This is a genomic window from Streptomyces sp. NRRL S-244 (genome assembly GCF_000717915.1).
Classification (GTDB): Bacteria; Actinomycetota; Actinomycetes; order Streptomycetales; family Streptomycetaceae; genus Streptomyces.
The window spans coordinates 330,428-352,233 of record NZ_JOCX01000003.1 but is presented as its reverse complement, the minus strand read 5'-3'; the positions used below and the strand labels follow the sequence as shown (position 1 = coordinate 352,233).

The 21,806-nt window shown below is 74.1% G+C and carries 21 protein-coding genes and 1 pseudogene; 17 read left to right on the top strand and 5 right to left on the bottom strand.

Annotation, left to right across the window (positions count from 1 at the left end):
* Positions 1-18: 18 nt before the first annotated feature.
* Together IF02_RS0105520 and IF02_RS0105515 are read right to left on the bottom strand one after the other, a co-directional pair.
* Positions 19-330 (bottom strand): DUF3040 domain-containing protein, encoded by a 312-nt coding sequence (locus IF02_RS0105520; RefSeq protein ID WP_106977224.1) that lies wholly within the window; start codon positions 328-330, stop codon positions 19-21.
* Positions 331-446: 116 nt separating this feature from the next.
* Positions 447-1,280 (bottom strand): endonuclease I family protein, encoded by an 834-nt coding sequence (locus IF02_RS0105515; protein WP_030154110.1) that lies wholly within the window; start codon positions 1,278-1,280, stop codon positions 447-449.
* Positions 1,281-1,544: 264 nt separating this feature from the next.
* Here IF02_RS0105515 and IF02_RS0105510 point away from each other — a divergent pair, with 264 nt between their 5' ends.
* Positions 1,545-2,111 (top strand): DJ-1/PfpI family protein, encoded by a 567-nt coding sequence (locus tag IF02_RS0105510; RefSeq protein WP_030154109.1) that lies wholly within the window; start codon positions 1,545-1,547, stop codon positions 2,109-2,111.
* A gap of 120 nt (positions 2,112-2,231) precedes the next feature.
* Here the strand turns inward: IF02_RS0105510 and IF02_RS0105500 are convergent, their stop codons facing one another.
* Entirely contained in the window at positions 2,232-3,047 is an 816-nt protein-coding gene (locus IF02_RS0105500; RefSeq protein WP_030154108.1) for a glutamate ABC transporter substrate-binding protein, read from the bottom strand.
* Positions 3,048-3,389: 342 nt separating this feature from the next.
* Here IF02_RS0105500 and IF02_RS34720 point away from each other — a divergent pair.
* The 6 genes and pseudogenes from IF02_RS34720 to IF02_RS0105475 all read left to right on the top strand — a co-directional run bounded on the left by IF02_RS34720 (position 3,390) and on the right by IF02_RS0105475 (position 9,598).
* A pseudogene (locus IF02_RS34720) lies at positions 3,390-3,462 on the top strand.
* Positions 3,463-3,523: 61 nt separating this feature from the next.
* Entirely contained in the window at positions 3,524-4,663 is a 1,140-nt protein-coding gene (locus tag IF02_RS0105495) for a hypothetical protein (protein WP_030154107.1), read from the top strand.
* Positions 4,660-6,438, top strand: coding sequence for an ankyrin repeat domain-containing protein (locus IF02_RS0105490; protein WP_234318094.1), 1,779 nt, complete (start codon positions 4,660-4,662; stop codon positions 6,436-6,438). The genes IF02_RS0105495 and IF02_RS0105490 overlap by 4 nt, the downstream gene beginning before the upstream one ends.
* Complete coding sequence (locus IF02_RS0105485; RefSeq protein WP_051695819.1) at positions 6,435-7,655, top strand: AAA family ATPase; 1,221 nt, start codon at positions 6,435-6,437, stop codon at positions 7,653-7,655. Before IF02_RS0105490 ends, IF02_RS0105485 begins: the two co-directional genes overlap by 4 nt.
* A gap of 19 nt (positions 7,656-7,674) precedes the next feature.
* Complete coding sequence (locus tag IF02_RS0105480; protein WP_078621886.1) at positions 7,675-8,931, top strand: DUF2201 family putative metallopeptidase; 1,257 nt, start codon at positions 7,675-7,677, stop codon at positions 8,929-8,931.
* 112 nt (positions 8,932-9,043) lie between these two features.
* Positions 9,044-9,598, top strand: coding sequence for a TerD family protein (locus tag IF02_RS0105475; RefSeq protein WP_030154103.1), 555 nt, complete (start codon positions 9,044-9,046; stop codon positions 9,596-9,598).
* 151 nt (positions 9,599-9,749) lie between these two features.
* Here the strand turns inward: IF02_RS0105475 and IF02_RS0105470 are convergent, their stop codons facing one another.
* On the bottom strand, positions 9,750-10,388 hold the full coding sequence (locus tag IF02_RS0105470) for a TetR/AcrR family transcriptional regulator (RefSeq protein ID WP_037835524.1): 639 nt from the start codon (positions 10,386-10,388) through the stop codon (positions 9,750-9,752).
* A 172-nt stretch (positions 10,389-10,560) separates the two neighbouring features.
* Here IF02_RS0105470 and IF02_RS0105465 point away from each other — a divergent pair, with 172 nt between their 5' ends.
* The 10 genes from IF02_RS0105465 (at position 10,561) to IF02_RS0105420 (ending at position 20,986) form a co-directional block, all read left to right on the top strand.
* On the top strand, positions 10,561-11,376 hold the full coding sequence (locus tag IF02_RS0105465) for a phosphatase PAP2 family protein (protein ID WP_030154101.1): 816 nt from the start codon (positions 10,561-10,563) through the stop codon (positions 11,374-11,376).
* Positions 11,373-12,284 carry a hypothetical protein gene (locus IF02_RS0105460; protein WP_030154100.1) on the top strand — a complete coding sequence of 304 codons (912 nt, stop codon included), beginning with the start codon at positions 11,373-11,375 and terminating at the stop codon, positions 12,282-12,284. Before IF02_RS0105465 ends, IF02_RS0105460 begins: the two co-directional genes overlap by 4 nt.
* An 87-nt stretch (positions 12,285-12,371) precedes the next feature.
* Positions 12,372-12,638 (top strand): GlsB/YeaQ/YmgE family stress response membrane protein, encoded by a 267-nt coding sequence (locus IF02_RS0105455; protein WP_030154099.1) that lies wholly within the window; start codon positions 12,372-12,374, stop codon positions 12,636-12,638.
* 211 nt (positions 12,639-12,849) lie between these two features.
* Complete coding sequence (locus IF02_RS0105450; protein ID WP_030154098.1) at positions 12,850-14,541, top strand: peptide-N4-asparagine amidase; 1,692 nt, start codon at positions 12,850-12,852, stop codon at positions 14,539-14,541.
* Between the two features lie 27 nt (positions 14,542-14,568).
* Complete coding sequence (locus IF02_RS0105445) at positions 14,569-16,299, top strand: serine/threonine-protein kinase (RefSeq protein WP_051695816.1); 1,731 nt, start codon at positions 14,569-14,571, stop codon at positions 16,297-16,299.
* Between the two features lie 46 nt (positions 16,300-16,345).
* Positions 16,346-17,266, top strand: coding sequence for a squalene/phytoene synthase family protein (locus IF02_RS32180; RefSeq protein ID WP_158708459.1), 921 nt, complete (start codon positions 16,346-16,348; stop codon positions 17,264-17,266).
* A 101-nt stretch (positions 17,267-17,367) separates the two neighbouring features.
* Positions 17,368-18,354, top strand: coding sequence for an ABC transporter ATP-binding protein (locus IF02_RS0105435; RefSeq protein WP_078621912.1), 987 nt, complete (start codon positions 17,368-17,370; stop codon positions 18,352-18,354).
* The gene (locus IF02_RS0105430) at positions 18,354-19,076 is read left to right on the top strand and encodes an ABC transporter permease (RefSeq protein WP_106977223.1); all 723 of its coding nucleotides are present in this window, start codon (positions 18,354-18,356) and stop codon (positions 19,074-19,076) included. The genes IF02_RS0105435 and IF02_RS0105430 overlap by 1 nt, the downstream gene beginning before the upstream one ends.
* A gap of 21 nt (positions 19,077-19,097) precedes the next feature.
* Positions 19,098-20,384 carry a sensor histidine kinase gene (locus IF02_RS0105425; RefSeq protein ID WP_234318093.1) on the top strand — a complete coding sequence of 429 codons (1,287 nt, stop codon included), beginning with the start codon at positions 19,098-19,100 and terminating at the stop codon, positions 20,382-20,384.
* A complete protein-coding gene (locus IF02_RS0105420; protein WP_030154092.1) occupies positions 20,381-20,986 on the top strand; it encodes a response regulator transcription factor in 606 nt (201 codons plus the stop codon). The genes IF02_RS0105425 and IF02_RS0105420 overlap by 4 nt, the downstream gene beginning before the upstream one ends.
* Before the next feature lie 45 nt (positions 20,987-21,031).
* Here the strand turns inward: IF02_RS0105420 and IF02_RS0105415 are convergent, their stop codons facing one another.
* Positions 21,032-21,790, bottom strand: coding sequence for a transglycosylase SLT domain-containing protein (locus IF02_RS0105415; protein ID WP_030154091.1), 759 nt, complete (start codon positions 21,788-21,790; stop codon positions 21,032-21,034).
* Between the last annotated feature and the right edge of the window lie 16 nt (positions 21,791-21,806).

Sequence of the window (21,806 nt, the reverse complement as noted above, 5' to 3'; positions counted from 1 at the left end):
CCACGGCCGATGGGGCCCCTAGGGCCGCTCGGCGTGCTCCCTGCGCTGCCAGCGGCGGCGGACCCACTGGCCGAACAGCGGCAGGGCCAGGACCACGGTCAGGGTCCAGGCCGCGGCGAATCCCCAGATCAGGGGGAGCGACACCGTGATCGACGCCGCCACCAGCAGGGCCACGGTCACCGCACCGAGGAGACAGGCGGCCGCGGTGCGGTGCCGCGGACGGGTGTGCGCGGAGCGCAGGATCCGCTGGAGAGAGCGGTCCGCCTCGAGATCGGCCTCGATCGCCGAGAGGGCGCGCCGTTCGTGGTCGGACAGTCCGGCTCCGTCCATGACGACCTCCATCGGCCGGCGTCACCGGGCGGCGCGCACCACAGCCTCTGGCCTGCGCATACCCGACCAGGGGCGGCCCAACCCTCGCGGGCCGTCCCCTGGCTGCCGGGGGAGGGTCACCAGATGGAGTTGACCCACTCCGGGTGGTCGATGAACGGGTTCCGGTTGTGCTGGAACGTGTCGAATATGACCTGGTTGCGGCGCTGCTCGAAGGCGTCCGGCGGGTCCTGCTGGTTCCACTGCTTGAGCACGCTGATCCGGCCGATGGCGGGGGCGCTGCCGTTGTTGACCTTGTCGTTGACTTCCAGGTCCGCGAAGCCGTCGCCGCCGTCGTAGCGCACGGCCATGTAGAGCAGCATGCGCGCGACGTCGCCCTTGACCGCGTCGCGCGGCTCGAAGGAGTCGGAGTCGGTGAAGCTGCCGGGGGCCTCGGCGACCGGGCTGCCGCCCATGTCGAAGTCCTTGTTGCCGCGGGTGCTGTTGACCGTGACGTCCTCGGGGCGCAGGTGGTGCAGGTCCGTGCCCGGACCGGTGGACGTGCCGAAGTCGCCGTGGCTCTTGGCCCAGACGTGCTCGCGGTTCCAGTCGTTGACGCCGCCGCCGTTGGTGGACTTGGACTGGGAGCGGCCGGAGTAGACGAGGATGACGTTGTTCGGGTTCGCCGGGTCCTGGTCGGTCACCTTCAGCGCGTTCCACACGCCTTCGTAGGTCACCTTGGACTGGGTCTTGATGATGTTGTGGAGCGCGGTCTTCAGCGCGGCTCCGGTCTTGCCCTCGGCGGCCGCGTAGTACGCGTCCACGGAGGCGGTGGTGGTGGCCGCGTCGGCGGCGGCAGCGTCGGCGTGGGGAGCCGCCGTGCGCTGGGAGCCGGCCGACGCGGTGGCCGGAATGAGGGCCAGGGCCGCGACGGCGAGCCCGGCGACCCAGGGGGCGCGTGGGGAGGATTTCATGATGTGGGGGATACCTCTTCGCAGGCACCGCCCCCGCCAAGGCAGTTGGCGGGGCATCAGGTGGCAGAGCCGAGGCTCACATTGTCATGTGCCCTACAGATTAAATCCATGTGTCGGAAGGCCGGATTCTGCCCCTCGCGGCCACTGGGCCGAACGGGCGAGGGCCCCTTGGCAGATCGCTCCGCCGCGGGCACGGTGGCGGTGGCCCCGACCGGGGCCGCGCGGACGGTGCACACCGTCAACACCCCCTACCGGGAGCAGCCCATGGCAGTGAAGATCCTCATCGTGACCGGCGACGCGGCGGAGTCGCTGGAGGTCCTCTACCCGTACCAGCGCCTGCGCGAGGAGGGGTACGAGGTGCACATCGCGGCGCCGGCGGTCAAGAAACTGCGGTTCGTGGTGCACGACTTCGAGGAGGGCTTCGACACCTACACCGAGAAGCCCGGCTACACCTGGCCCGCCGATGTGGCGTTCGCCGACGTGGTGCCGGAGGAGTACGCGGCCGTGGTCGTCCCGGGCGGCCGGGCGCCCGAGTACCTGCGCAACGACCCCGAGGTGCGGCGGATCCTGGCCGCCTTCACCGGCTCCGACAAGCCGGTCGCCCAGATCTGCCACGGCCCGCTGATCACGGCCGCGAGCGGCGGGCTGAACGGCCGCCGGGTGACGGCGTACCCGGCGCTGGAACCCGACATGAAGGCCGCCGGGGCCGCGTACGAGGACTCCGAGGCCGTGGTCGACGGCACCCTGGTCTCGGCGCGCGCCTGGCCCGACCACTCCGCCTGGATGCGGGAGTTCCTGAAGGTGCTGCGCGCCAAGGCCCCGCTGGCCTGACGTACGCGGCGGCGCCGGCGCGGTTTCCTCGGCGCCGCCTCTACGTGCTCCACGTGCTCTACGTGGTCGACGCGGCCCTCGGCTCCGGCTGGTCGGATCCCGCCACCGCGTCGACGATCGTCAGCTGCCCGTCGTGATCTGCGGGGCCGGCTCGTTCTTGTAGTTGGCCGATCCGAAGTTCTTCTTCACCGCGGCCTCCCAGGAACCGTCCTGGACCATCTTCTTCAGGGCGGCGTTGATCTTGCTCTGGAGGTCCTTGTTGCCCTTCTTGACACCGATGCCGTAGTTCTCGTTGCTCAGGCTCAGCCCGACCAGCTTGAACTTGCCCGTGTTGCCCTTCTGGGCGGCGTACCCGGCCAGGATGGAGTTGTCCGTGGTGAGGGCGTCGACCAGGCCGTCCTGGAGCGCGACGACGCACTCCGAGTACCCGTCGAGCTCCAGGACGCTGGCCTTCGGCGCGAGGGTCTTCTTGACGTTCTCGGCCGAGGTGGAGCCGGTGACCGAACAGAGCTTCTTGTTGTTGAGGTCCTCGGCCTTGGTGATGGTGGTGTCGTCGGCGCGGACCAGCAGGTCCTGGTGCGCGAGGAAGTACGGGCCGGCGAAGTCGACCTTCTCCTTGCGCTTGTCGTTGATCGAGTAGCTGGCCGCGACGAACTTGACCTCGTTGTACTGGAGCAGCAGCTCGCGGTCGGAGCTGTCGACCTTCTTGAACTCGATCTGCTCCGGCTTGTAGCCCAGCTCCTTGGCGATGTACGTCGAGACGTCCACGTCGAAACCGGAGAAGGTCCCGCCCTGCTCACGCAGCCCGACGCCCGGCTGGTCGAACTTGATGCCGATCGAGAGGTTCCCCTTGGGGCCGCTGTCACCGCCACACCCGGAGGCGGTCAGGGCGAGGCCGACCACTGCGACCAAAGCACCGGCCTTGGGAACCTTCATGCTGCACTCTTTCCTAGGGGCCGCGGGATGCGCTGCGGGGATCGCCGGCAGCGGGGGGAACCGCGGATTGGTACGAAGCGTCAAGAAGAGTCGAGACGCGTGTACGAGGAAGCTAGGAAGGCGCCCGCCGCGATGTCACTGCAATTGAGGAAAACTTGAGGTAACGATCCGGCGCGACCGGTGTCTCTCCGGCGAATTGCGCCGTGAACGGGACAAAGCGGGCTGCTGCATGGCGGATTCGGTACGGGTGGCCGGAAAAGCACTGCTATTGAGCGAAGGGGTGCAAACCGTTCAAACTGGTGATCGATTTCAGGCCTGCGGATGGGTATGATCTCCGGCAGCAAGGCCGTAGCGCAGAGGTCGTCGCGCCCACGCATCGAGCTGGAGGACGTCGGTTCGAATCCGACCGGTCTTGCGTCTTCTTCTTTCTTGTCGTTGTGGACGCCGGGCACCGGCGAAGGACCGGTGGAGTGGTGATGACACAGCCGACACCCGTACGGTGCCCCGCGATCGAGCACCCCGACCTGCCGATCGCCGACCCGGCCGGGCTCGACCCGCTGCTCGCGCGGCTCGCCGCCGAAGACGCCGTCGGGGCCGACGAGGCCTTCCCGATCGGAACCCTGCGCGCGGACGGCCGCGTCGACCTGTGCAAGCAGGGCCTCGGACCGGCCGGCGCCGCCCGGGTGGCCGCCGTCGCCGCCGGCTCGCCCCACGCCCGGCACCTGCTCCTCGGCACCAACTCCATCGGCGACGAAGGAGCCCGCACGCTCGCCGGCGCCCTCACCGACGGGCACGGACTGCACACCCTCTACCTGGGCTGCAACCGCATCGGCCCCGACGGCGTGGCCGCACTCGCCGACGCCCTCGCGGACGACACCGGCGTCAAGGCCCTGTGGCTCAAGCGCAATCCGGTCTTCGAGGACGGCGCCCGCACCCTCGCCGCCCTGCTGCGCCGCAACCGGACGCTGCGCACCCTCGACCTGGTCAACACCGGCATCGGAACCGACGGCGTACGCCTCCTCCTCGACGCCCTGCGCACCCGCGAGACCCCGCTCGAACGGCTCTTCCTCGGCGGCAACGGCCTCACCGCCGAGGCCGCACCCCTGCTCGCCGCCCTCATCCGGGAGGCCGGGGTGCGCGAGCTGTACCTCCCGGCCAACCACCTCGGCGACGAGGGCACCGCCGTCCTGGCCGCCGCCGCGGCCGCCGACCCCGCGCGGCCCGTCCGCCTCGGCCTCGGCGGCAACGGCATCGGCCCGGCCGGCGCCCGGTCCCTCGCCGAGGCCCTCGGCGGGATCGAAGCCCTCGACCTCGGCCGGGCCATGTCCGAGCGCAGCCTCGGCTCCGCCGGCAACGACACCGGGGACGAGGGGGCGTACGCCCTGGCCGCCGCCCTCCCGGGCAGTCCGCTGCGCCGCCTCGAACTGCGCCACACCGGGCTCACCGGGCGCGGTGCGAAGTGCCTGCTGGCCGCGGTGCCCGAGGACTCCCCGCTGGAGTACGTGGGCCTCGGCCCCGGTCTGCCCCGCAAGGTGAAGCGGTCCTTCACCGCCCGGCTGCGGCCCGCCCGGCCCGCCCACCCCGACCTCGGCGCGATCACGAGCGTGTACCGGTGAGCGGGTACACCGGCCCCGGCGAACTGCCCGGGGGCGTTCGGGCGGAGGACGGCGCGGCCTGGCAGCGCATCCGCCGCCACGCCGTCCCGGGCTGGATGATCGAGCGCGCCACCGCGCACCGGCTGGCCGGCGACTGGCAGGCCGCCTGCGCGGCCGCCGCCGTGGACGTCACCTTCGACCTGCCCGGACTCGCCGCCCGGTACGGCGCACCCCTCGCGGAGGCGGTGGCGGAGGACCTGCGCCACCTCGCGCCCGACCTGGTGCGCTGGCACCTGCCCCGCGTCCTGGGCGGCCGTACGACCGTCGAGCCCGACGTACGCGTGCTGCTCGCCCGCTACGGCGCCGGCGCCGACACGCCGGTGCTGTCCGTGTCCACCGGCCCGATGATCGAGGGGCCGCAGCGGCTGCTGCTGCACTGCGCGCCGGTCGAACCCCCGCCACCCCACCGCACCTTCGGCGGCGCCCACCGGCTGCGCCCCGAGGACTGGACCGCGGCCCGCCCGCTCTGGGACGCCCGGCACACGGCCGCGCTGCGCGAGCGCCTCGGCGGCGGCGAGCGGCTGCCCTTCTTCCGCCCGGACGGCACCCCGCTGCCCGCGGACGAGCTGCCCACCGCCGATCCCGGCACCGCCGACCCGGCCGGGCACGCCGAGTGGGTCGCCCTGCTGCACGCCCGCGAAGACTTCGCCGAGGCGTACGCGGCCGCGGGGATCGAACGGGACCTGACCAAGCCCGCGGAGAACCCGCGCTACGGCAGGACGGCGGACCCGGAGACCCTCATGGCCACCTCCTCGGCCGATCTGGCGCGGCTGGGGCCGGAGGTGCGCCGCCTCGTGGCGGCCGGCGCGGGCGAACGCTTCAAGATGGGCGACTGGCGCGGCTGCCTGCTGCTGGAACCGGCCGGCTCCGGTCCGGACGACGGGCTGCGGGTCCGGGCGGCCGGCCGGGACGAGCTGGGCGGAGTGCCCGCGCTCCCGCTGTTCGCCTGGAAGCGGCTCCCCGACCTCGAACTGGTCCGCACCGGCCGGATCACCCCGCGCGAGCTGCACCCGCTGGTCGCCGCCGCGCTGTTCCCCGGGGCCGGCCCCGCCGCCGGTCCGCCCGGCCCCGCGGAGGCGAAGCCCGTACGGGTGCGCTGCCGCGGCGAGTGGCACGAGGTCCGCTCCCAGGGCGGCGTACTGGACCTGCTCCCGCACAGCCCCGAGGAGCAGCAACGCGAGCGCGCCATGCGGGCGTTCGGCGGCGCGATCCAGGGCTGCTTCGCCGTGCAGCAGATCTGGACCACGGGAGAGGGGCGGCTGCCGCGCGCCCTGCGGGCGGAGCGGCAGGAGCTGTTCCTGCGCGTCCAGCACGGGGACACCCCGGGCGTCGTCGCGCTGCTCGACGCGGGCACGGACCCCCGGGTCCGGGACGCCCGCGGGTACACGCTGCTGCACGTCCTGCACCTGCTCGACCACGAGGTGCTGCTGCCGCGGCTGCTGGCGGCGGGCCTGGACCTGGAGGCCCAGGACAAGGCGGGGCGCACCCCGCTCCAGGTCGCCGTCGAGCGGGGGGCCCGGGTCGGCCTGGTCCGCATGCTCCTCGCGGCCGGCAGCAGGATCGACGTCGTCGACGACGCGGACCTGTCGCTGGGCCAGGTGATCCGCCGCCACAAGCGCACGGATCTCGCCTTCCTGCGCAGCCGGGTGGAGGAGGAGTTCCCCGACATCGGCTCCGAGTGGTTCGACGAGTACCTGGACGAGCGCGAGTCCGACGAGGAGTACGAGGACGCATGAGCACGCAGCCGCAGCGCGGGCCGCAGCCGCAGTCGCAGCCCTCGCGGGCCCTGGCGGCCGCCGACGCCCTGGGCGCCCGGCTCCGCGCCACCCGCACCGAGCCGGCGACCAACCCCCAACTCGAAGCGCTGGCCCTGGCCGTGACGGCCAATCAGCCCGTCCTGCTGTGGGGCGAGCCGGGCATCGGCAAGTCCGCGGGCATGCAGCAGCTCGCCACCGCCCTCGGCGTCGAGCTGGAGACCGTCATCGCCAGCGTCCACGAGCCCTCCGACTTCGCCGGGCTGCCCATCGTCGGCGAGGACCCCGCCACCACCGGCGTGCCCATGGCCCCGCCGGACTGGGCGGTCCGCCTCGCCCGCACCGGCCACGGACTGCTGTTCTTCGACGAGCTGTCCTCCGCCCCGCCCGCCGTGCAGGCGGCCCTGCTGCGCGTGGTCCTGGAACGCCGGATCGGCAGCCTCGTCCTGCCCGAGTCCGTACGGATCGTCGCCGCGGCCAATCCGCCGTCCAGTGCGGCGGACGGCTGGCACCTCAGCCCGCCGCTGGCCAACCGCTTCGTCCACCTCGACTGGACCCACAGCCCGCGCACCGTGGCCCGCGGCCTCGCCGGCACCTGGCCCGAGGTGGCCATCCCGGCCGTCGACCCCGCCCGCGCCTCCGGGGCCGTCGCCCGCGCCCGCGGCGTGATCTCCGGCTTCCTGACCGCCCGGCCGGGCCTGGTCCACCACATGCCGAACGAGGCCGAGGGCCGCGGCCGCGCCTGGCCCTCCCCGCGCACCTGGGAGATGGCCCTGCGGCTGCTGGCCACCGGGTACGCGGCCGGCGCCGGCCGGGAGGCCCTGGCCGCCGCGCTCACCGGGGCCGTCGGGGACGCGGCCGGGATCGAGCTGCTCTCGTACGTGGAACACCTCGACCTGCCCGACCCGGACCGGGTGCTCGCCGACCCGGACGCCTTCGCCCTGCCCGAACGCGGGGACCGGCAGCTGGCCTTCCTCATCGCCGTGGTCGCCGCCGTCCAGGGCGAGCTCACCCGCCCCCGCTGGGAGGCCGGCTGGGCGGTCCTCGCGAAGGCGGTCGACGCGGGCGTGCCCGACGTGGCCGCGCGTGCGGCCACCGACCTGGCCGCCATGCGCGACCTGGACTGGCCGGTGCCCGCCGGGATCGACGCCTTCATCGAACTGCTCCAGCTCTCCGGCGCCCTGCCGGGCGGCGGCTGACGGGCGGGTGAGCGTGCCCATGGACGGCCCGACGGGCGACGGCCCGACGGGCGACGGCCCGACGGGCGCGCCCGAGGACGGAGCCCCCGCCGGCGCCCGCCTGGACCGGGCCAAGCTGCTGGCCGCCCGGTACAAGGCCGCCGAGGCCCGGCCGTACCTCGCCTCCGCCCTGTACGCGCTCACGGTGGTCCCCTCGGCCGGGGTCCCGACGATGGGGGTGGACCGGCACTGGCGCTGCTACGTCTCGCCCGCGTTCGTCGACGCCACGCCGGTCGCGGAACTGGCCGGGGTGTGGGTCCACGAGGTGGCCCACCTGCTGCGCGACCACCACGCCCGCGCCGACCGGCTCCCGGCCGCCGACCAGCGCGACCGGCGACGCGTCAACATCGCCCAGGACTGCGAGATCAACGACGACCTCCTCGCCGACGGACTGGCGCTGCCCGAGGGCCGGATGGAGCCCCGGCTGTTCGGCCTCGCCACCGGCGGGATGTTCGAGACGTACCTGCCCGCGATCCCGGCCACCCCGCCGCACGCACCGGACTGCGGCTCGGGGGCCCACGGCACGCCGATGCCCTGGGAGCTCGGTGAGGCGGCGGGTCCCGCCCGGATCGGCCCGGTCGAGGCGGAGGCGCTGCGCCGGCAGACCGCCCAGGCCATGCGCGCCCACCAGCGCGCCCGGGGCAGGCTCCCGGCCGGCTGGCAGCGCTGGGCGCAGGAGCTGCTGGAGCCCACCGTCGACTGGCGCAGCGCGCTGTCCGGGGCGGTCCGGGAGGCCGCCGCCTGGGCGGGCGGCGCGGTGGACTACACCTACCGCCGCCCCTCGCGGCGCACTCCGGCGCTCGGCGGCCGCGTGGTGCTGCCCAGCCTGCGCCGGCCGCTGCCGCGGGTCGCGATCGTCATCGACACCTCGGGGTCGATGGGCGAGGACGAGCTCGCCGCCGCGCTCGGCGAGGTCACCGGCGTGCTGCGGGAGGTCGGGGTCCGGGGCAACCGGGTCGCCGTCCTGGCCTGCGACGCGGACGTGCACACCGTGGCCCGGGTGACGAGCACCGAGCAGGTGACCCTGGCCGGGGGCGGCGGCACCGACATGCGCGTCGGCATCCGGGCCGCGCTGGCGCTGCCGGACCGGCCGAACATCGTCGTCGTGCTGACCGACGGGTACACGCCGTGGCCGGACGAGACCCCGTCCTGCCGGCTGATCGCCGCGCTGATCGGGGCCGACGCACCGCAGCCGCCGGGCTGGGTGGAGACCGTACGCGTCCCTCCCGGGTCCTGAGCGACGGACGGTATCCGGCTCAACTGGCCGGGAACGTACGCTCGTCCGGACCGGTGGGGCCGCCGCATGACAGCATGGCCGGGCAACACCCGGCAAGCGGAGGGGGAGTTCGGTGAGCACTTCGACGAGCGGAGTACGCAAGGGCCTGGCCAAGGTGGAGATCGCACTGCGGTGGGATCCGAGCCCCGCGGGCACGCCCGCCCATGACCTGGACATCATCGCGGCGGTGTTCGGCGCCGCGGACCCCCACGGGGAGCCGGTCCACCTCGTGCACTTCGGCAGCCGTTCTCCCGACGGCACCATCACCTTGAACCGTGACAGCCACACCGGCCAGGGCTTCGGCTTCGACGAGGTGATGACCCTCGAACTGGACCGGATGGCACCCGCGTTGGGGCGGGTCGTGGTCGGCGTGGTCATCCAGGACACCGGGCAGCGGGGTGCGCGTACGAAGACCTTCGCGGCCATAGGCGGTACGGGGGTCCGGATCCGGGAGGGCTACACCGAACTCGCGGTGACCGACTTCACGGGGGTCCCGCAGGCCACGGCGGCCACGATCGCGGAGTTCAGGCGCGACGGTTCGGGGGCCTGGTCGCTGGACGCCGCCCTACGGGGCTTCGACGCGGACCCGGAGGAGTTCGCCCGGATCATGGGCGCGCCGCTGTCCTGACGCAGGCCCGTACGTGGGGCCGCACAGACCGGGCGGTGGTCACTCCCTCGAGTGAGTGACCACCGCCCCGTCCGGTGGCGCGCTGCCGCCGTCCCCACGAGGCAGCGCGGGCGGGTCGCCGTCCGGTCATCGGAGACGGCGGCCCACCGGTTCAGGGGGCCTCGGCCCGGTCCGGGTCCGGGGCGGGGGCCGGGACGGGTACCAGGCCCAGGGCGGGCAGCAGAGCCGCGTCGACGAACCGGACCAGGTAGTCGGCGTCGGCGTACTGACCCTCCAGGACCGGCCGGATGCGCAGGACGCCCATCAGCTGGGCCGGCAGGAACTCCACGGCCGGATGGCCCGCCGCGATCTCGCCGCGCGCCACGGCCCGCGCCACCATCGCGTCGAACGCGGCCAGCTCCGGCTCGACCAGCGCCTCGCGCAGCGCCGCCTGCAGCTCCTCGTCGCTGAGCACGGCGTGCCCGAGCGCCTGGGTGAGGCGGGTGTCGCGTCCCGAGTTGCCTGCCGCGATCCGGGCCGCCTCGCGCAGGTCGCCGGCGAGCGTGCCGGTGTCCACCGCGGCCAGCGTGCCCTGCCGGTTCGCGCGCAGGGCCGCCGCGACGAGCTGGGGCTTGGTCTTCCACTGCCGGTAGAGGGTCGACTTCCCGCAGCAGGCCCGGGCGGCGACGCCCTCCATGGTCAGCGCCTCGTACCCGTGCTCGCGCAGCTGGTCCAGGACGGCGTCGTAGAACTCCTGCACCCGTTCCGGGGTGATCTTGGAGCGGCGCGCGGCCGGCGCTGTCGACGTCATGGTGAGCGGCTCTCCTCGGGGGCTCCGCAGCTGATGTATCCGTGAGGAAAGTGTACGGGAACGCAAGCGTATCGGTACACCCGCGTATCGATACGCAAATGTATCGATACACTGGCGTGTCGATGTCCGCGTACAGGCGGCGCGCGAGCACAGAGAAGAGAAAGCGGGGGAAATGAGCTCCCACACCACACCCGCCGGGCCGGCCGACGGCCCGGTACCGGGGCCGAGGCGCCGACTCATACGCGAGCTGCTGCTCGTCGCGGGCCTGTTCGCCGTCTACAAGGCCGGCCGGATGCTCGCCACCGACCGCACCGACGAGGCCCTGCGCAACGCCGGCCGGATCTGGGACGCCGAGCGCGCCCTGCACCTGCCGGGCGAGGGCGCGATCCAGCGCCTCCTCCTGCACGGGGACGCCCTCGTGCACACGGCGAACACCTACTACGCGGCCGTGCACTTCCCGGCGACCGTGCTCTTCCTGGTCTGGCTGTACGTGCGCAGGCCCGGCCACTACCTGTGGGCCCGGCGCGTGCTCGCCGTCCTGACCGGCGCCGCCCTCGCGCTGCACCTCGCCTTCCCGCTCGCACCGCCGCGGATGCTCGGCGCCGCGCACCTCGTGGACACCGCACAGGTCTACGGACCCTCCGTCTACCGGGCCGCGCCCGCCACCGACACCATGGCCAACCAGTTCGCCGCCATGCCCTCGCTGCACTTCGGGTGGGCGCTGATGCTGGCGCTCGGCATGATCGCCGCCACCCGGCCCCGCCTGCGCGTGCTGTGGCTGCTGCACCCGCTGGTGACGCTGCTCGTGGTCGTCGGCACCGCCAACCACTACTGGCTCGACGCGATCGTGGCCACCGTGCTGCTCGGCGGGGCGCTGCTGATCGTGCCGCGCCCGCGGGTCAGCGCAGGATCGCCGGCCGTCGTACGGCACCTGCCGCGCCCGCGGAGCACCGCCGGGGCGGCCGAGGCCGTGGGGGCCGGCCGATGAACGCCACCGTCCTCGCCGTCCTGCTCTGCCTCGCCTCCGCCGTGGCGTACGCGGCCGCCGCCGTGGCCCAGGAGCGCCTCGCCCGCGCGGCCGTGGCCCGCAGCGCCGGAGCCCTGCTCGGCAACGGGGCCTGGTGGTGGTCGGCCGGGCTGAACGCGGGCGCCGCCCTGCTGCACGCGGCCGCGCTGCGCTACGGGCCGCTCACCCTGGTCCAGCCGCTGGGCGCCCTCACCCTCGTCGCCGCCGTCCCGCTCGGGGCGCACGGCGCCGGCCGCCGGGTGGCGGCCACCGAATGGCGGGGCACCCTGGCCACGGTCGCCGGGCTCGGGCTGCTGCTGCTCCCGGCCTCCGGACCGGCCCCCGACGACACGCTCACCCTGGCCGAAGCGCTCGCCGTGTCCGGGGCCACGGTCGCCGCGATCACGCTGCTGACCGTACGCCGGGACGTGCGCTCGGGGCTGCGGCACGCGACGGCGTCCGGGCTGGCCTCCGCCGTGGCCTCCGCCCTGACCCAGACGGTGGCCGTCGCGGGCGGCCGGGGCGGGGCCCTGCTCAGCGTGCGGGTCGTCGCCGTCGCCCTGCTCGTCGTGGTGTTCGCGGTCGGCGGGATGCTGCTGTCGCAGCGGGCCTACCGGGGCGGGCTCGGGGCGCCGCTCGCCGTGGTGAACCTGGCCAACCCGCTGGCCGCGGCCGCCATCGGCATGATCCTGCTCGGCGAGCGCCTCCAGGGCGGCGCGGTGGGACTCCTGCTCGCCGTGGCCGGCGCCCTCGCGGCGGCGCGCGGGGTGCTGCTGCTGACGCGGACGGCGCCGGGCGCGGCGCCCGCACCGGCACCCGCCTCAGCACCGGCCGCCGCCTCCGTACCGGCACCCGCCTCCGCACCCGTAGCCGGCCGGGTGGCGGTCTGAAGCAGCCGAGAACCGTTTCGCACGTGTTCGCGTCCTCCCCGGTGAGAACGCGAACACGTACGTACGAGCGAAGCGGAGTGAACGACCATGGGGATCGTCAGCTGGATCGTCCTGGGGCTGCTGGCCGGCTTCATAGCCAAGGTCCTGCTGCCCGGCCGCGACCCCGGCGGCCTGATCGGGACCACGCTCATCGGCATCGCCGGAGCCTTCATCGGCGGCTGGCTCTCCGCGAAGTTCCTGGACAAGCCGATCGGCCACGACTTCTACGACCCCGCCACCTGGGGCTCCGCGATCGCGGGCTCGCTGGTCCTGCTCATCGGCTACCGCATCCTCTTCGGCAACTCCCGGGACTGAGCCGCCCCGGGGCCACCGGTTGGCCTCGGGCCTGCCCCGGCCCTCCGCACCACGCGGTTCCGCCGGTTCGGCGGGCGGCAACGGCGCGGTCCGCGACAGCGTGGCCCTCGGCGGACTCCCCGCTGCTTGCCCTGGCCGGGGGCGAAATTCGGCCAGGGACGGGCCGGGGCCCCTGGTGCCGGGCCCGCCGGGCGGGATTCACTGCGGGGCCATGACACGACACAGGATCATGGGCCTGCTCGGCGCGCTCGCGCTCGCCGCGGGCACCCTGGCCGGCGCCGCGGGACCCGCGGCCGCCGCCGACCCGACCGCGGGCGAGAGCGGGCTCCGCAGCGCCGCAACCGCCGAGCGGCAGACCGAGCCGCCCGCCGAGTTCGGGAGCGACTGGCACGACCCCCTCACCGCCGCCCCACCCGTCGCGCGCCCCGCGACCCGGTCCTGCGAGGTGACCGTCGCCGAGGCACAGTTCCGCGACTACACCCCGTACGTCGGGAGCTACGCGCCCCCGGCCGCATGCGGCGGGACCTGGGCCAAGGTCGTCCTGCGCCTCGACGGCAAGGTCAAGGGCCGCCAGTACGACCGCCTCGGCCACCTCTCCCTGGGCGGCGTCGAAATCCTGCGCACCTCCACCCCCGAGCCCTCGCCCGACGGCATCACCTGGTCCGTCGAGAAGGACGTCACCCGCTACCGCGACACCCTCAGCCGCCCGCAGCCCGTCGAGATGCTGATCGGCAACGTCGTCAACGACACCTACACCGGCGTCATCGACGTCAAGGTCACCCTGACCTTCTACGCCGCCGACCGGGACCGGCACACCATCGCCCCCGACACCCCCGACCGCGTCCTGCCGCTGACCACCCCCGCGGTCACCACCCCGCGCAACACCGAGCGGCTCCTCGCCGAGGTGTACGCCACCGGCTCCGGCGGCGGTTGCGAGGAGTACTGGTACATGACCACCCCCGACGCCGCCCCGTACTCCTGCAAGGCCGCCGACGGCCCGTACCGCGAGGTCCGGATCTCCGTCGACGGACAGCTCGCCGGCATCGCGGCCCCCTTCCCGACCGTGTGGACCGGCGGCTGGTCGAACCCCTTCCTCTGGTACGTCACCCCCGCGCCCCGCGCCTTCGACGTCCAGCCGGTCGTGTACGACCTCACCCCGTACGCCGCCCTCCTCAACGACGGCCGCCCGCACCGGATCGAGGTGTCCGTCGCCGGCGTCCCGGCCGGGCAGAGCGGCTGGAGCACCCCGACGAACCTGCTCCTGTGGCAGGACGAGGGCCGCGCCGTCGTCACCGGCTCCCTCACCCGCCACGAGGAGGGCGAACCGGCCAACTCCACCCGCTGGACGCCCGCCACGCCCGGGACACCGGGAACGCCCGCCGCGCAGCACCGCCTCGACACCGAGGGCGGCCACCGGCTCACCGTCGCCGGCCGGCTCGACACCTCCCACGGCCGGGTCACCACCACCGTCACCCGCGCCGTGCACAACACCTCCGTGCACCGCTGGACGGAGGGCGAGGACCAGGACGCCCTGACCGCCACCTGGACCGACGAGGAGAGCGTCACCCGCGGCTCCGCCACCGTCCGCACCGCGCGCACGTACACGATGGACGGCGAGACCACCCTCGGCGCCGGGGACCGGCTGCGGACCGTCATCGCGCTCGGCGACCGCGCCGAGACGAGCACCCTGCGCGGCGGCCGCACCGTGGACCGGAGCAGGCTCGACGACCGGTACACGGGCGACGCGAGCTACACGGCGAACGTCCCGCGCGAGCAGCGGCACGCGGTCGGCACCAGCTCCGAGCACTACCAGCTGTACGGGTCGGACGCCGGGCGCGGCTGCTACGACCGTACGGTGTCCACCGCCCAGGGCACGGTGACGGTGGACCGCCGACGCTGCTGACAGCGGCTGCCCCTACGATGACCGGCCATGGACATGAGTGAGGCCGGCAGACAGCTGGTCGACGGCCGCTTCGAACTGATCGCGCCGCTGGGCGCCGGCGGTATGGGCACGGTGTGGCGCGCCCGCGACATCGCACTGCACCGCGACGTCGCCCTGAAAGAGGTGCGCCCGCCGGACCCGGCGACCGCCGCCGCCCAACCCGGACTCACCGCCCAAATGCGCGAACGCGCCATCCGCGAGGCCCGCGCCCTCGCCCGGCTGGCGCACCCGCACGTGGTGACGATCCACCACATCGTGGAGCCCGCCGCCGGCCCGGACGGACATCCGTGGATCGTCATGGAGCTGGTCAAGGGCGGCTCCCTGCACGACAGGCTGGAGTCGGGGCCGATGCCCGTGGCCGACGTGCTGCGGCTCGGCCTCGACGTGCTGTCCGCGCTGCGGGCCGCGCACGCCGAAGGGGTGCTCCACCGCGATGTGAAGCCGGCCAACGTGCTGCTGCGCCCCGACGGCTCGGCCGTGCTGACCGACTTCGGCATCGCGGCCCTGCACGACTCGACCGCCCTCACCTCCACCGGCGTGCTCATCGGCTCACCGGAGTACATCGCCCCGGAGCGGGCCCGCGGCGAGGAGGGCCTGGCGGCCTCCGACCTCTGGTCGCTCGGCATGCTGCTCTACGTGGCCGCGGAGGGGGTCCATCCGCTGCGCCGGGCCACCACCCTGGCCACCGTCGTCGCCGTGCTCGACGAGCCGATCCCGGCCCCGGTGCGCTCCGGCCCGCTGGGGCCCGTACTGGAACGGCTGCTCGTACGGGACCTGTCCGTACGGCCCGACGCGGCGCAGCTGGAACAACTGCTCCGGGATGCGAGCAGTGCTCTCGGGAGCGGGGCCTCGCGGGCCGCGCCGCCGACGGTGCTGGGCCAGTACGGGCCGCCGACTCCGCAGCAGGGGATCGGAATGGGCATCGGCGCCGGCATCGGCTCCGGCCAGACCCGGCCCGCGCAGCCGCAGATCCCGCAGCCCTACGCGCCGTCGGCGCCGTTCACCCCCGGGGGCGGCTCCCCGTACTCGGTCACCACGCCCGTCCCGGCCGCGCACGCCCCGCGCCGCCGCCCGGTGCTGCTCGGCGGCGTCCTCGCGCTCGTCCTGGCCGGCGGCGTGATCGGGCTCGTCAAGTGGATGCCCGACGGAAACTCCGGCGGCGGCAGCGGCGAGGCGAAGGGCGGCGGCACCACCGCGAGCGCCGGCCCCTCCGGCACCACCCCCGGCCCCAAGCAGAGCCTCCCCAAGCCGGTCGGCAGCCCGGTCACCGCCCCCAAGGGCAGCCTGCTCACCCCCGCCAACGTGCGGACCGCGATCGAGGCCCTCAAGCAGAAGACGGGCACCACCCAGTTCGTGGAGATGAACATCTACGAGGAGTACGTGCTCGCGTCCATCCCCACCGCCCCCGGAGCCAAGACCTACGACCGCTACCAGTACCGCGACGGCGAGGCCAAGCGCACCGGCCCCGGCAGCACCATCAAGGCGGACGAGCCGCTGATCGACATGGCGACCGTCAACTGGGACGCCCTGCCCGGCCTCCTCGACCAGGCCAAGCAGGAGCTCGGCGTGGCCAACCCGACCTCCCGCTACGTCATCGTCGAACCCTGGCTCATGGACAACACCCCGTCCATGCGGCCCTACCTCACCGACGAGTACGGCCAGGGCGGGTACGTCTACGCCGACACCCAGGGCAAGGTGAAGAAGGTCTACCGCTCCTGACATCGTGTACCCGTACGAGCGGTTCGATTCGGGGAGTCTCACCACCATGCCCAGCTGGCGCACCACCCTCACGGCGGCCGGTATCACCGGCCCCCGGCTGCGCGAGGACTACACGTACGTCGCCCGCCGGGTCCTGCGCCGGGAACCGGCCCCGTACGTGACGCTGCGCCTGCTCGCCGCGCCGCCGCTGGTGCCCTGGCTGACGGCGGGGGTGGCCTTCATGAACCTCGTCGACGACGTGGCCGAGACCGGCACTCCGCAGGAACGTTCTGCCGGTCTGGCCGCGCTCGCCGGGCAGGCGCAGGCGGCGCTCAAGACCGGTGACAGCCCCGACCCGCTGCTGCGCGCGTACGCCCACGCCGTCGCCACCCGCGGGCTGCCGGAGCACTGGGTCACCCGGTTCCTGGAGGGCGCGGCCACCGCCGAGGCCGCCTTCGACGGCTTCGACACCGAGGAGGACTTCCAGGCCTACCTCGACGCCTATGCCTGGCCCGGGGTGCTGGTCTTCACCGGACTCCAGTACCAGGGCGGCCCCGACGAGGAACAGGCCGCCGGGTGGCGGCGGTTCGTGGACGCCGCCCAGCGGGTCGACTTCCTCGCCGACCTCTCCGGCGACCTCGCGGACGGCCGGCTCTGCCTCCCGCGCGCCCGCCTCGCCGAGCACTCCGTCACCCGGGCCGACCTCGAACAGGCCCGCGACACCCCGGCCGTACGCGCCCTCCTCGCCGCCGAAACCCGGCGCGCCCGAAGTGCCCTCGACGCCACCGACGGCATCCTCGACCTGGTCGAGCCGGGCCTGCGCCCGGTGATCGCCGCGATGACGGAGCTCATGGGACACCAACTGGCGGCCGTGGAACGGGCCGGCGTCCGGGCGCTGCGCAAGGACGTCGGCTACGGCCTGGCGGCCCCCGTCCGCACCCTGCTGCTCGCCCGCGCCGGCAGGTCCCGGCTCGGGCCGACGGGGTAGCGGCCTGGTAGTGGCCGGGTCGCGGCCGGGACATTTGTACCGGTGGGGTCCGTACATGCGGATCTGCCGGGGGACCCGCCCCGATTCGTAGCGTGGTGGGCATGACGAAGACGATTCAGCCGACGCGGTCGGCGCAGACGACGAGGACGGCGAAGCCGCCGCACGAGGAGCCCGCGGTCCGGTTCCGGCACGCCGCCAAGTCCTTCGGCGCCGTCCGCGCCGTGGCCGGCATCGACCTCGACGTCCGGCGCGGCGAGACGGTCGCCCTGCTCGGCCGCAACGGCGCGGGCAAGTCCACCGCCATCAGCCTGCTGCTCGGCCTCGACGAGCCCGACGCGGGCAGCGTACGGCTCTTCGGCGAGACCCCCGACCGGGCGGTCCGGGCAGGCCGGGTGGGCGCCATGCTCCAGGAGGGGCGCGCCGTACCGCGGATCACCGTGCGCGAGCTCATCGGGTTCGTGGCCCGGACCTACCCCGCCCCCATGCCCGTCGCCGAGGCGCTGGAGCTCGCCGGGCTCACCGAGCTCGCCGGCCGCCGCATCGACCGGCTCTCCGGCGGCCAGGCCCAGCGCGTCCGCTTCGCCGTCGCCCTCGCCGGAAACCCGGAGCTCATCGTGCTCGACGAGCCGACCGCCGCCCTCGACGTGGAGGCCCGCCGCGCCTTCTGGGAGTCCATGCGCGCCTTCGCCCGGCGCGGCAACACCGTCCTGTTCTCCACCCACTACCTGGAGGAGGCCGACGCCCACGCCGACCGCATCGTGGTCGTCGACGCCGGCCGGATCGTCGCCGACGGCACCGGGGAGCAGCTGCGCCGTGCCGCCGGCGGATCGCTGGTCTGCGTCGACCTGGCCGGGCGCCCCACCGAGGGGCTCGGCGAACTGCCCGGGGTGGTCTCCGTGGAGGTACGGGGAGACCGCGCGCGGCTGCGTACGGAGGACCCGGACGCGACGGTCGTCGCGCTCGCGGGCCTCGGCGCCGTCCGCGGGATCGAGGTCATGGCGCCCTCGCTCGACGAAGCCTTCCTCGCCCTCACCGAAGCCCACACCCACCACACCACCGACACCGCCGCCCCGGGGAGCGCCCGATGATCACCGCCTACGTCCGCCTGGAAGTCCGCCGGACCCTGCGCGACACCTCCTTCGTGGTCTTCGGCATCGGCATGCCGGTGCTGATGTACCTGCTCTTCACCAACCTCGGCACCGGCGCCGACACCGGCGGGTGGAAGACGGCCTCCATGGTGGCCATGGCCGCGTACGGGGCCCTGGGCTCGGCCCTGGGGACCGGATCCGCAGTCGCCGAGGACAAGGGCATCGGCTGGCTGCGGCAGCTGCGGGTCACCCCGATGACCTCCCGTCAGGTGGTGGTCGGCCGGGCCCTGACCGGCTCGGTGACCGTGCTTCCCGCCGTGGCCGCCGTACTCGCGGCCGGCGCGTTCGTCAACGGGGTCCGGCTGGAGGCCTGGCAGTGGGCCGCAGTCACCCTCGTCCTGTGGCTCGGCGCGCTCCCCTTCACCCTGCTCGGCATCGGCAACGGGTACCGGCTCACCGCCCAGTCCACCGGCGTGGTCAACGTCGGGTGCAGCCTCGCGCTCTCCATCGTCGGCGGACTCTGGTTCCCGGTCGAGCTGTTCCCGGACTGGCTGCGCTCCCTGTCCGGCTTCACCCCGACGCGCCGCTTCGCCGAGATCGGCCAGTCCCTCGCCGCAGGCTCCGCCCCCGGCCTGGCCGCGGTCGCCGTACTGGCGGCATGGGCCCTGCTGTTCGGCTCGTACGCGGTGCTCTCGTACCGTCGGTCCGCGAGGACGGTGTAACGCATGGAGCAGGGACCGGGAATGAAAACGCAGGACAGGCGGGGGACCGGGCAGGACCGGAAGGCCGCCCGCAGGGCCAGGGCGGACAGGAAGGCCGAGTGGAAGGCTGAGTGGAAGGCCGACTGGGCGGTCCGCAAAGCCGAATGGCGGGCGCGGGAGAAGAGGCGCAAGGAGTGCGGCGAGGCCCCGGACTACGGCCGCGGCCCCATGGGCCCGCCCAACGCCTTCACGCTGCTGCCGTGGCTGCTGCTGGGCATGGGAGCCATCTCCAACGTCATCAAGGGGGAGACCCCCAACCCGTGGATCGGCGCCCTCGGCCTGCTGTTCTTCAACTCCCTCTACGTCACCCTGGTGTTCCGCGCCTTCGACCGGCGGGCCCGGGAGGCGGCCAGTACCCGGTGGTGCCTGGCCGCCCTCGGCGCGGTCACCTGCGCCCTCGCCTTCGCGTACGGGGGCAACTGGCTGCTGTTCTTCCCGCTCTGGGGCCTGGCCACCGGCGCGGTGGTCCGGGGTCGCAAGCTCGGCCCGGTGATGTTCGCCGTCACCGGCCTCGCAGGGGTGATCGCGGGGCTCGACGAGGGCTGGGACACCCTCGGCATCGTGTACGGGACCCTGGTCTCCGGCATGGTCACCGCGGCCATCCTCGCCCTGTCCGAGACCGTGAAGGAGCTGCGCGAGACCCGGCAGGAGCTGGCCCGGGCCGCGGTGGACCAGGAGCGGCTGCGCTTCTCCCGCGATCTGCACGACCTGCTCGGCCACACCCTGTCGGTGATCGTCGTGAAGTCGGAGGCCGCCCGCCGGATCGCCCCCCGGGACATGGACGCGGCGCTCGCCCAGGTCGCCGACATCGAGTCGGTCGGCCGCCAGGCGCTCACCGAGATCCGGGAGGCCGTCACCGGCTACCGCGAGGCCAGCCTCGCCACCGAACTCGACCGGGCCCGCGGCGCGCTGACCGCCGCCGGGATCGAGCCCGTCGTACGGCAGTCAGGGCCCCCGCTGCCCCCGCAGGCGGCGGCGCTGCTGGGCTGGGTGGTGCGCGAGGCCGCCACCAACGCCATCCGGCACAGCGGTGCGACCACCTGCGAGATCGAGGTGCGGAGCACGGCGGAGCGCGTCCGCCTGGTGATCACCGACAACGGGAACGGCGTAGGCTCGACCCCGCCGGGCAGCGGACTGACCGGGCTGACGGAACGACTCGCCGCGGCGGGCGGCACCCTGGTCGGCGGCCCGGCACCGGGCCCGGGGCGGGGGTTCCGGGTCACGGCCGAACTCCCGGTGGAGCCGGCGGAGAACGAGGAGAGTCGATGATCAAGGTCCTGCTCGCGGAGGACCAGGGCATGATGCGCGGCGCGCTGGCCCTGCTGCTCGGGCTGGAGGAGGACATCGAGGTCGTGGCGCAGGTCGGCGCCGGGACCGAGATCGTGCCCGCCGCGGTCGAGGCGCGGCCGGACGTGGCCCTGCTCGACATCGAACTCCCGGGCCGCAGCGGCCTCGACGCGGCCGCCGAGCTGCGCACGCGCCTCCCCGGCTGCCGGGTGCTGATCCTGACCACCTTCGGGCGCCCCGGCTACCTGCGCCGGGCGATGGAGGCGGGGGCCGCCGGGTTCCTGGTGAAGGACGGTCCGGTGGAGGAACTGGCCGCCGCGATACGCCGGGTGCTCGCCGGGGAGACCGTGATCGACCCCGCGCTCGCCGCGGCCGCGCTCAGCGCCGGCCCGAACCCGCTGACCGCGCGCGAGGTCGACGTGCTGGGCGCGGCGGTCGACGGGGCGACCGTGGCCGACATCGCGGCCAGGGTGCACTTGTCGGAGTCGACGGTACGGAACTACCTGTCCTCGGCCATCGGCAAGACGGGCACCCGCAACCGCATGGAGGCCGTCCGCGCGGCCCGCCGCCAGGGCTGGCTCTAGGGCACCTGGCATTGGACCCGGCTCAGGGACGGCCCTCCGGGGGGCCTAGTAGGCGCCGTTGACGTTGTCGATCGAGCCGTAACGGGCCGCCGCGTAGTTGCAGGCGGCCGTGATGTTGGCGACCGGGTCGTACGAGTTCAGGGAAGTGCCGGGCACGTGGTAGGCCCGGAAGGTCGGGTCGATGACCTGGAGCAGGCCCTTGGAGGGAATGCCGGCCGCCGCGTTGGAGTCCCAGTTGTTGATGGCCATCGGGTTGCCCGAGGACTCCCGCATGACATTGCGGTGAATTCCGTTGTAGCTGCCGGGGATTCCGTGCTGGGCCATGATGTCCAGCGACTGCCGGATCCAGCCGTCGAGGTTGTTCGCGTACGTGGTGGCGGGCTTGGCCACCGCGGCCGCCTTCACCGCGGTCGCCTTCGCGACGGCCGCCTTGGCCGCCGCGCCGATGCTCAGCTTCAGCCCCGGGCGAATGATCGAGGGGTTGGACCCGATGGCGCCCCGGTTGGCCTCGTAGAGGGCCTGCCAGCCGCCGTTCACCGCATGCTCGACGGCGATCTTCGAAAGGGTGTCGCCGACGGTCACGGAATAGGTGAGGGGGGCCATCGCCTTTTCCGCCGCCGGCTTGACGGCGGGCAGCGTGACGGTCTTCACGGCGGGCGCCGCGGCCGGCTGCGTGACCGCCGCGCCGGCCGTGGTCGCGCTGATCAGCGGCAGGGCGAGGGCGGCGCCGCCGGTGCCGGCGAAGGCCAGCTTGCGGGCGATCGGGCGCTGCTTCGGGCGGCGGTGCTTACCGAGTCCGGGCATGGCGGAATTCCTCACG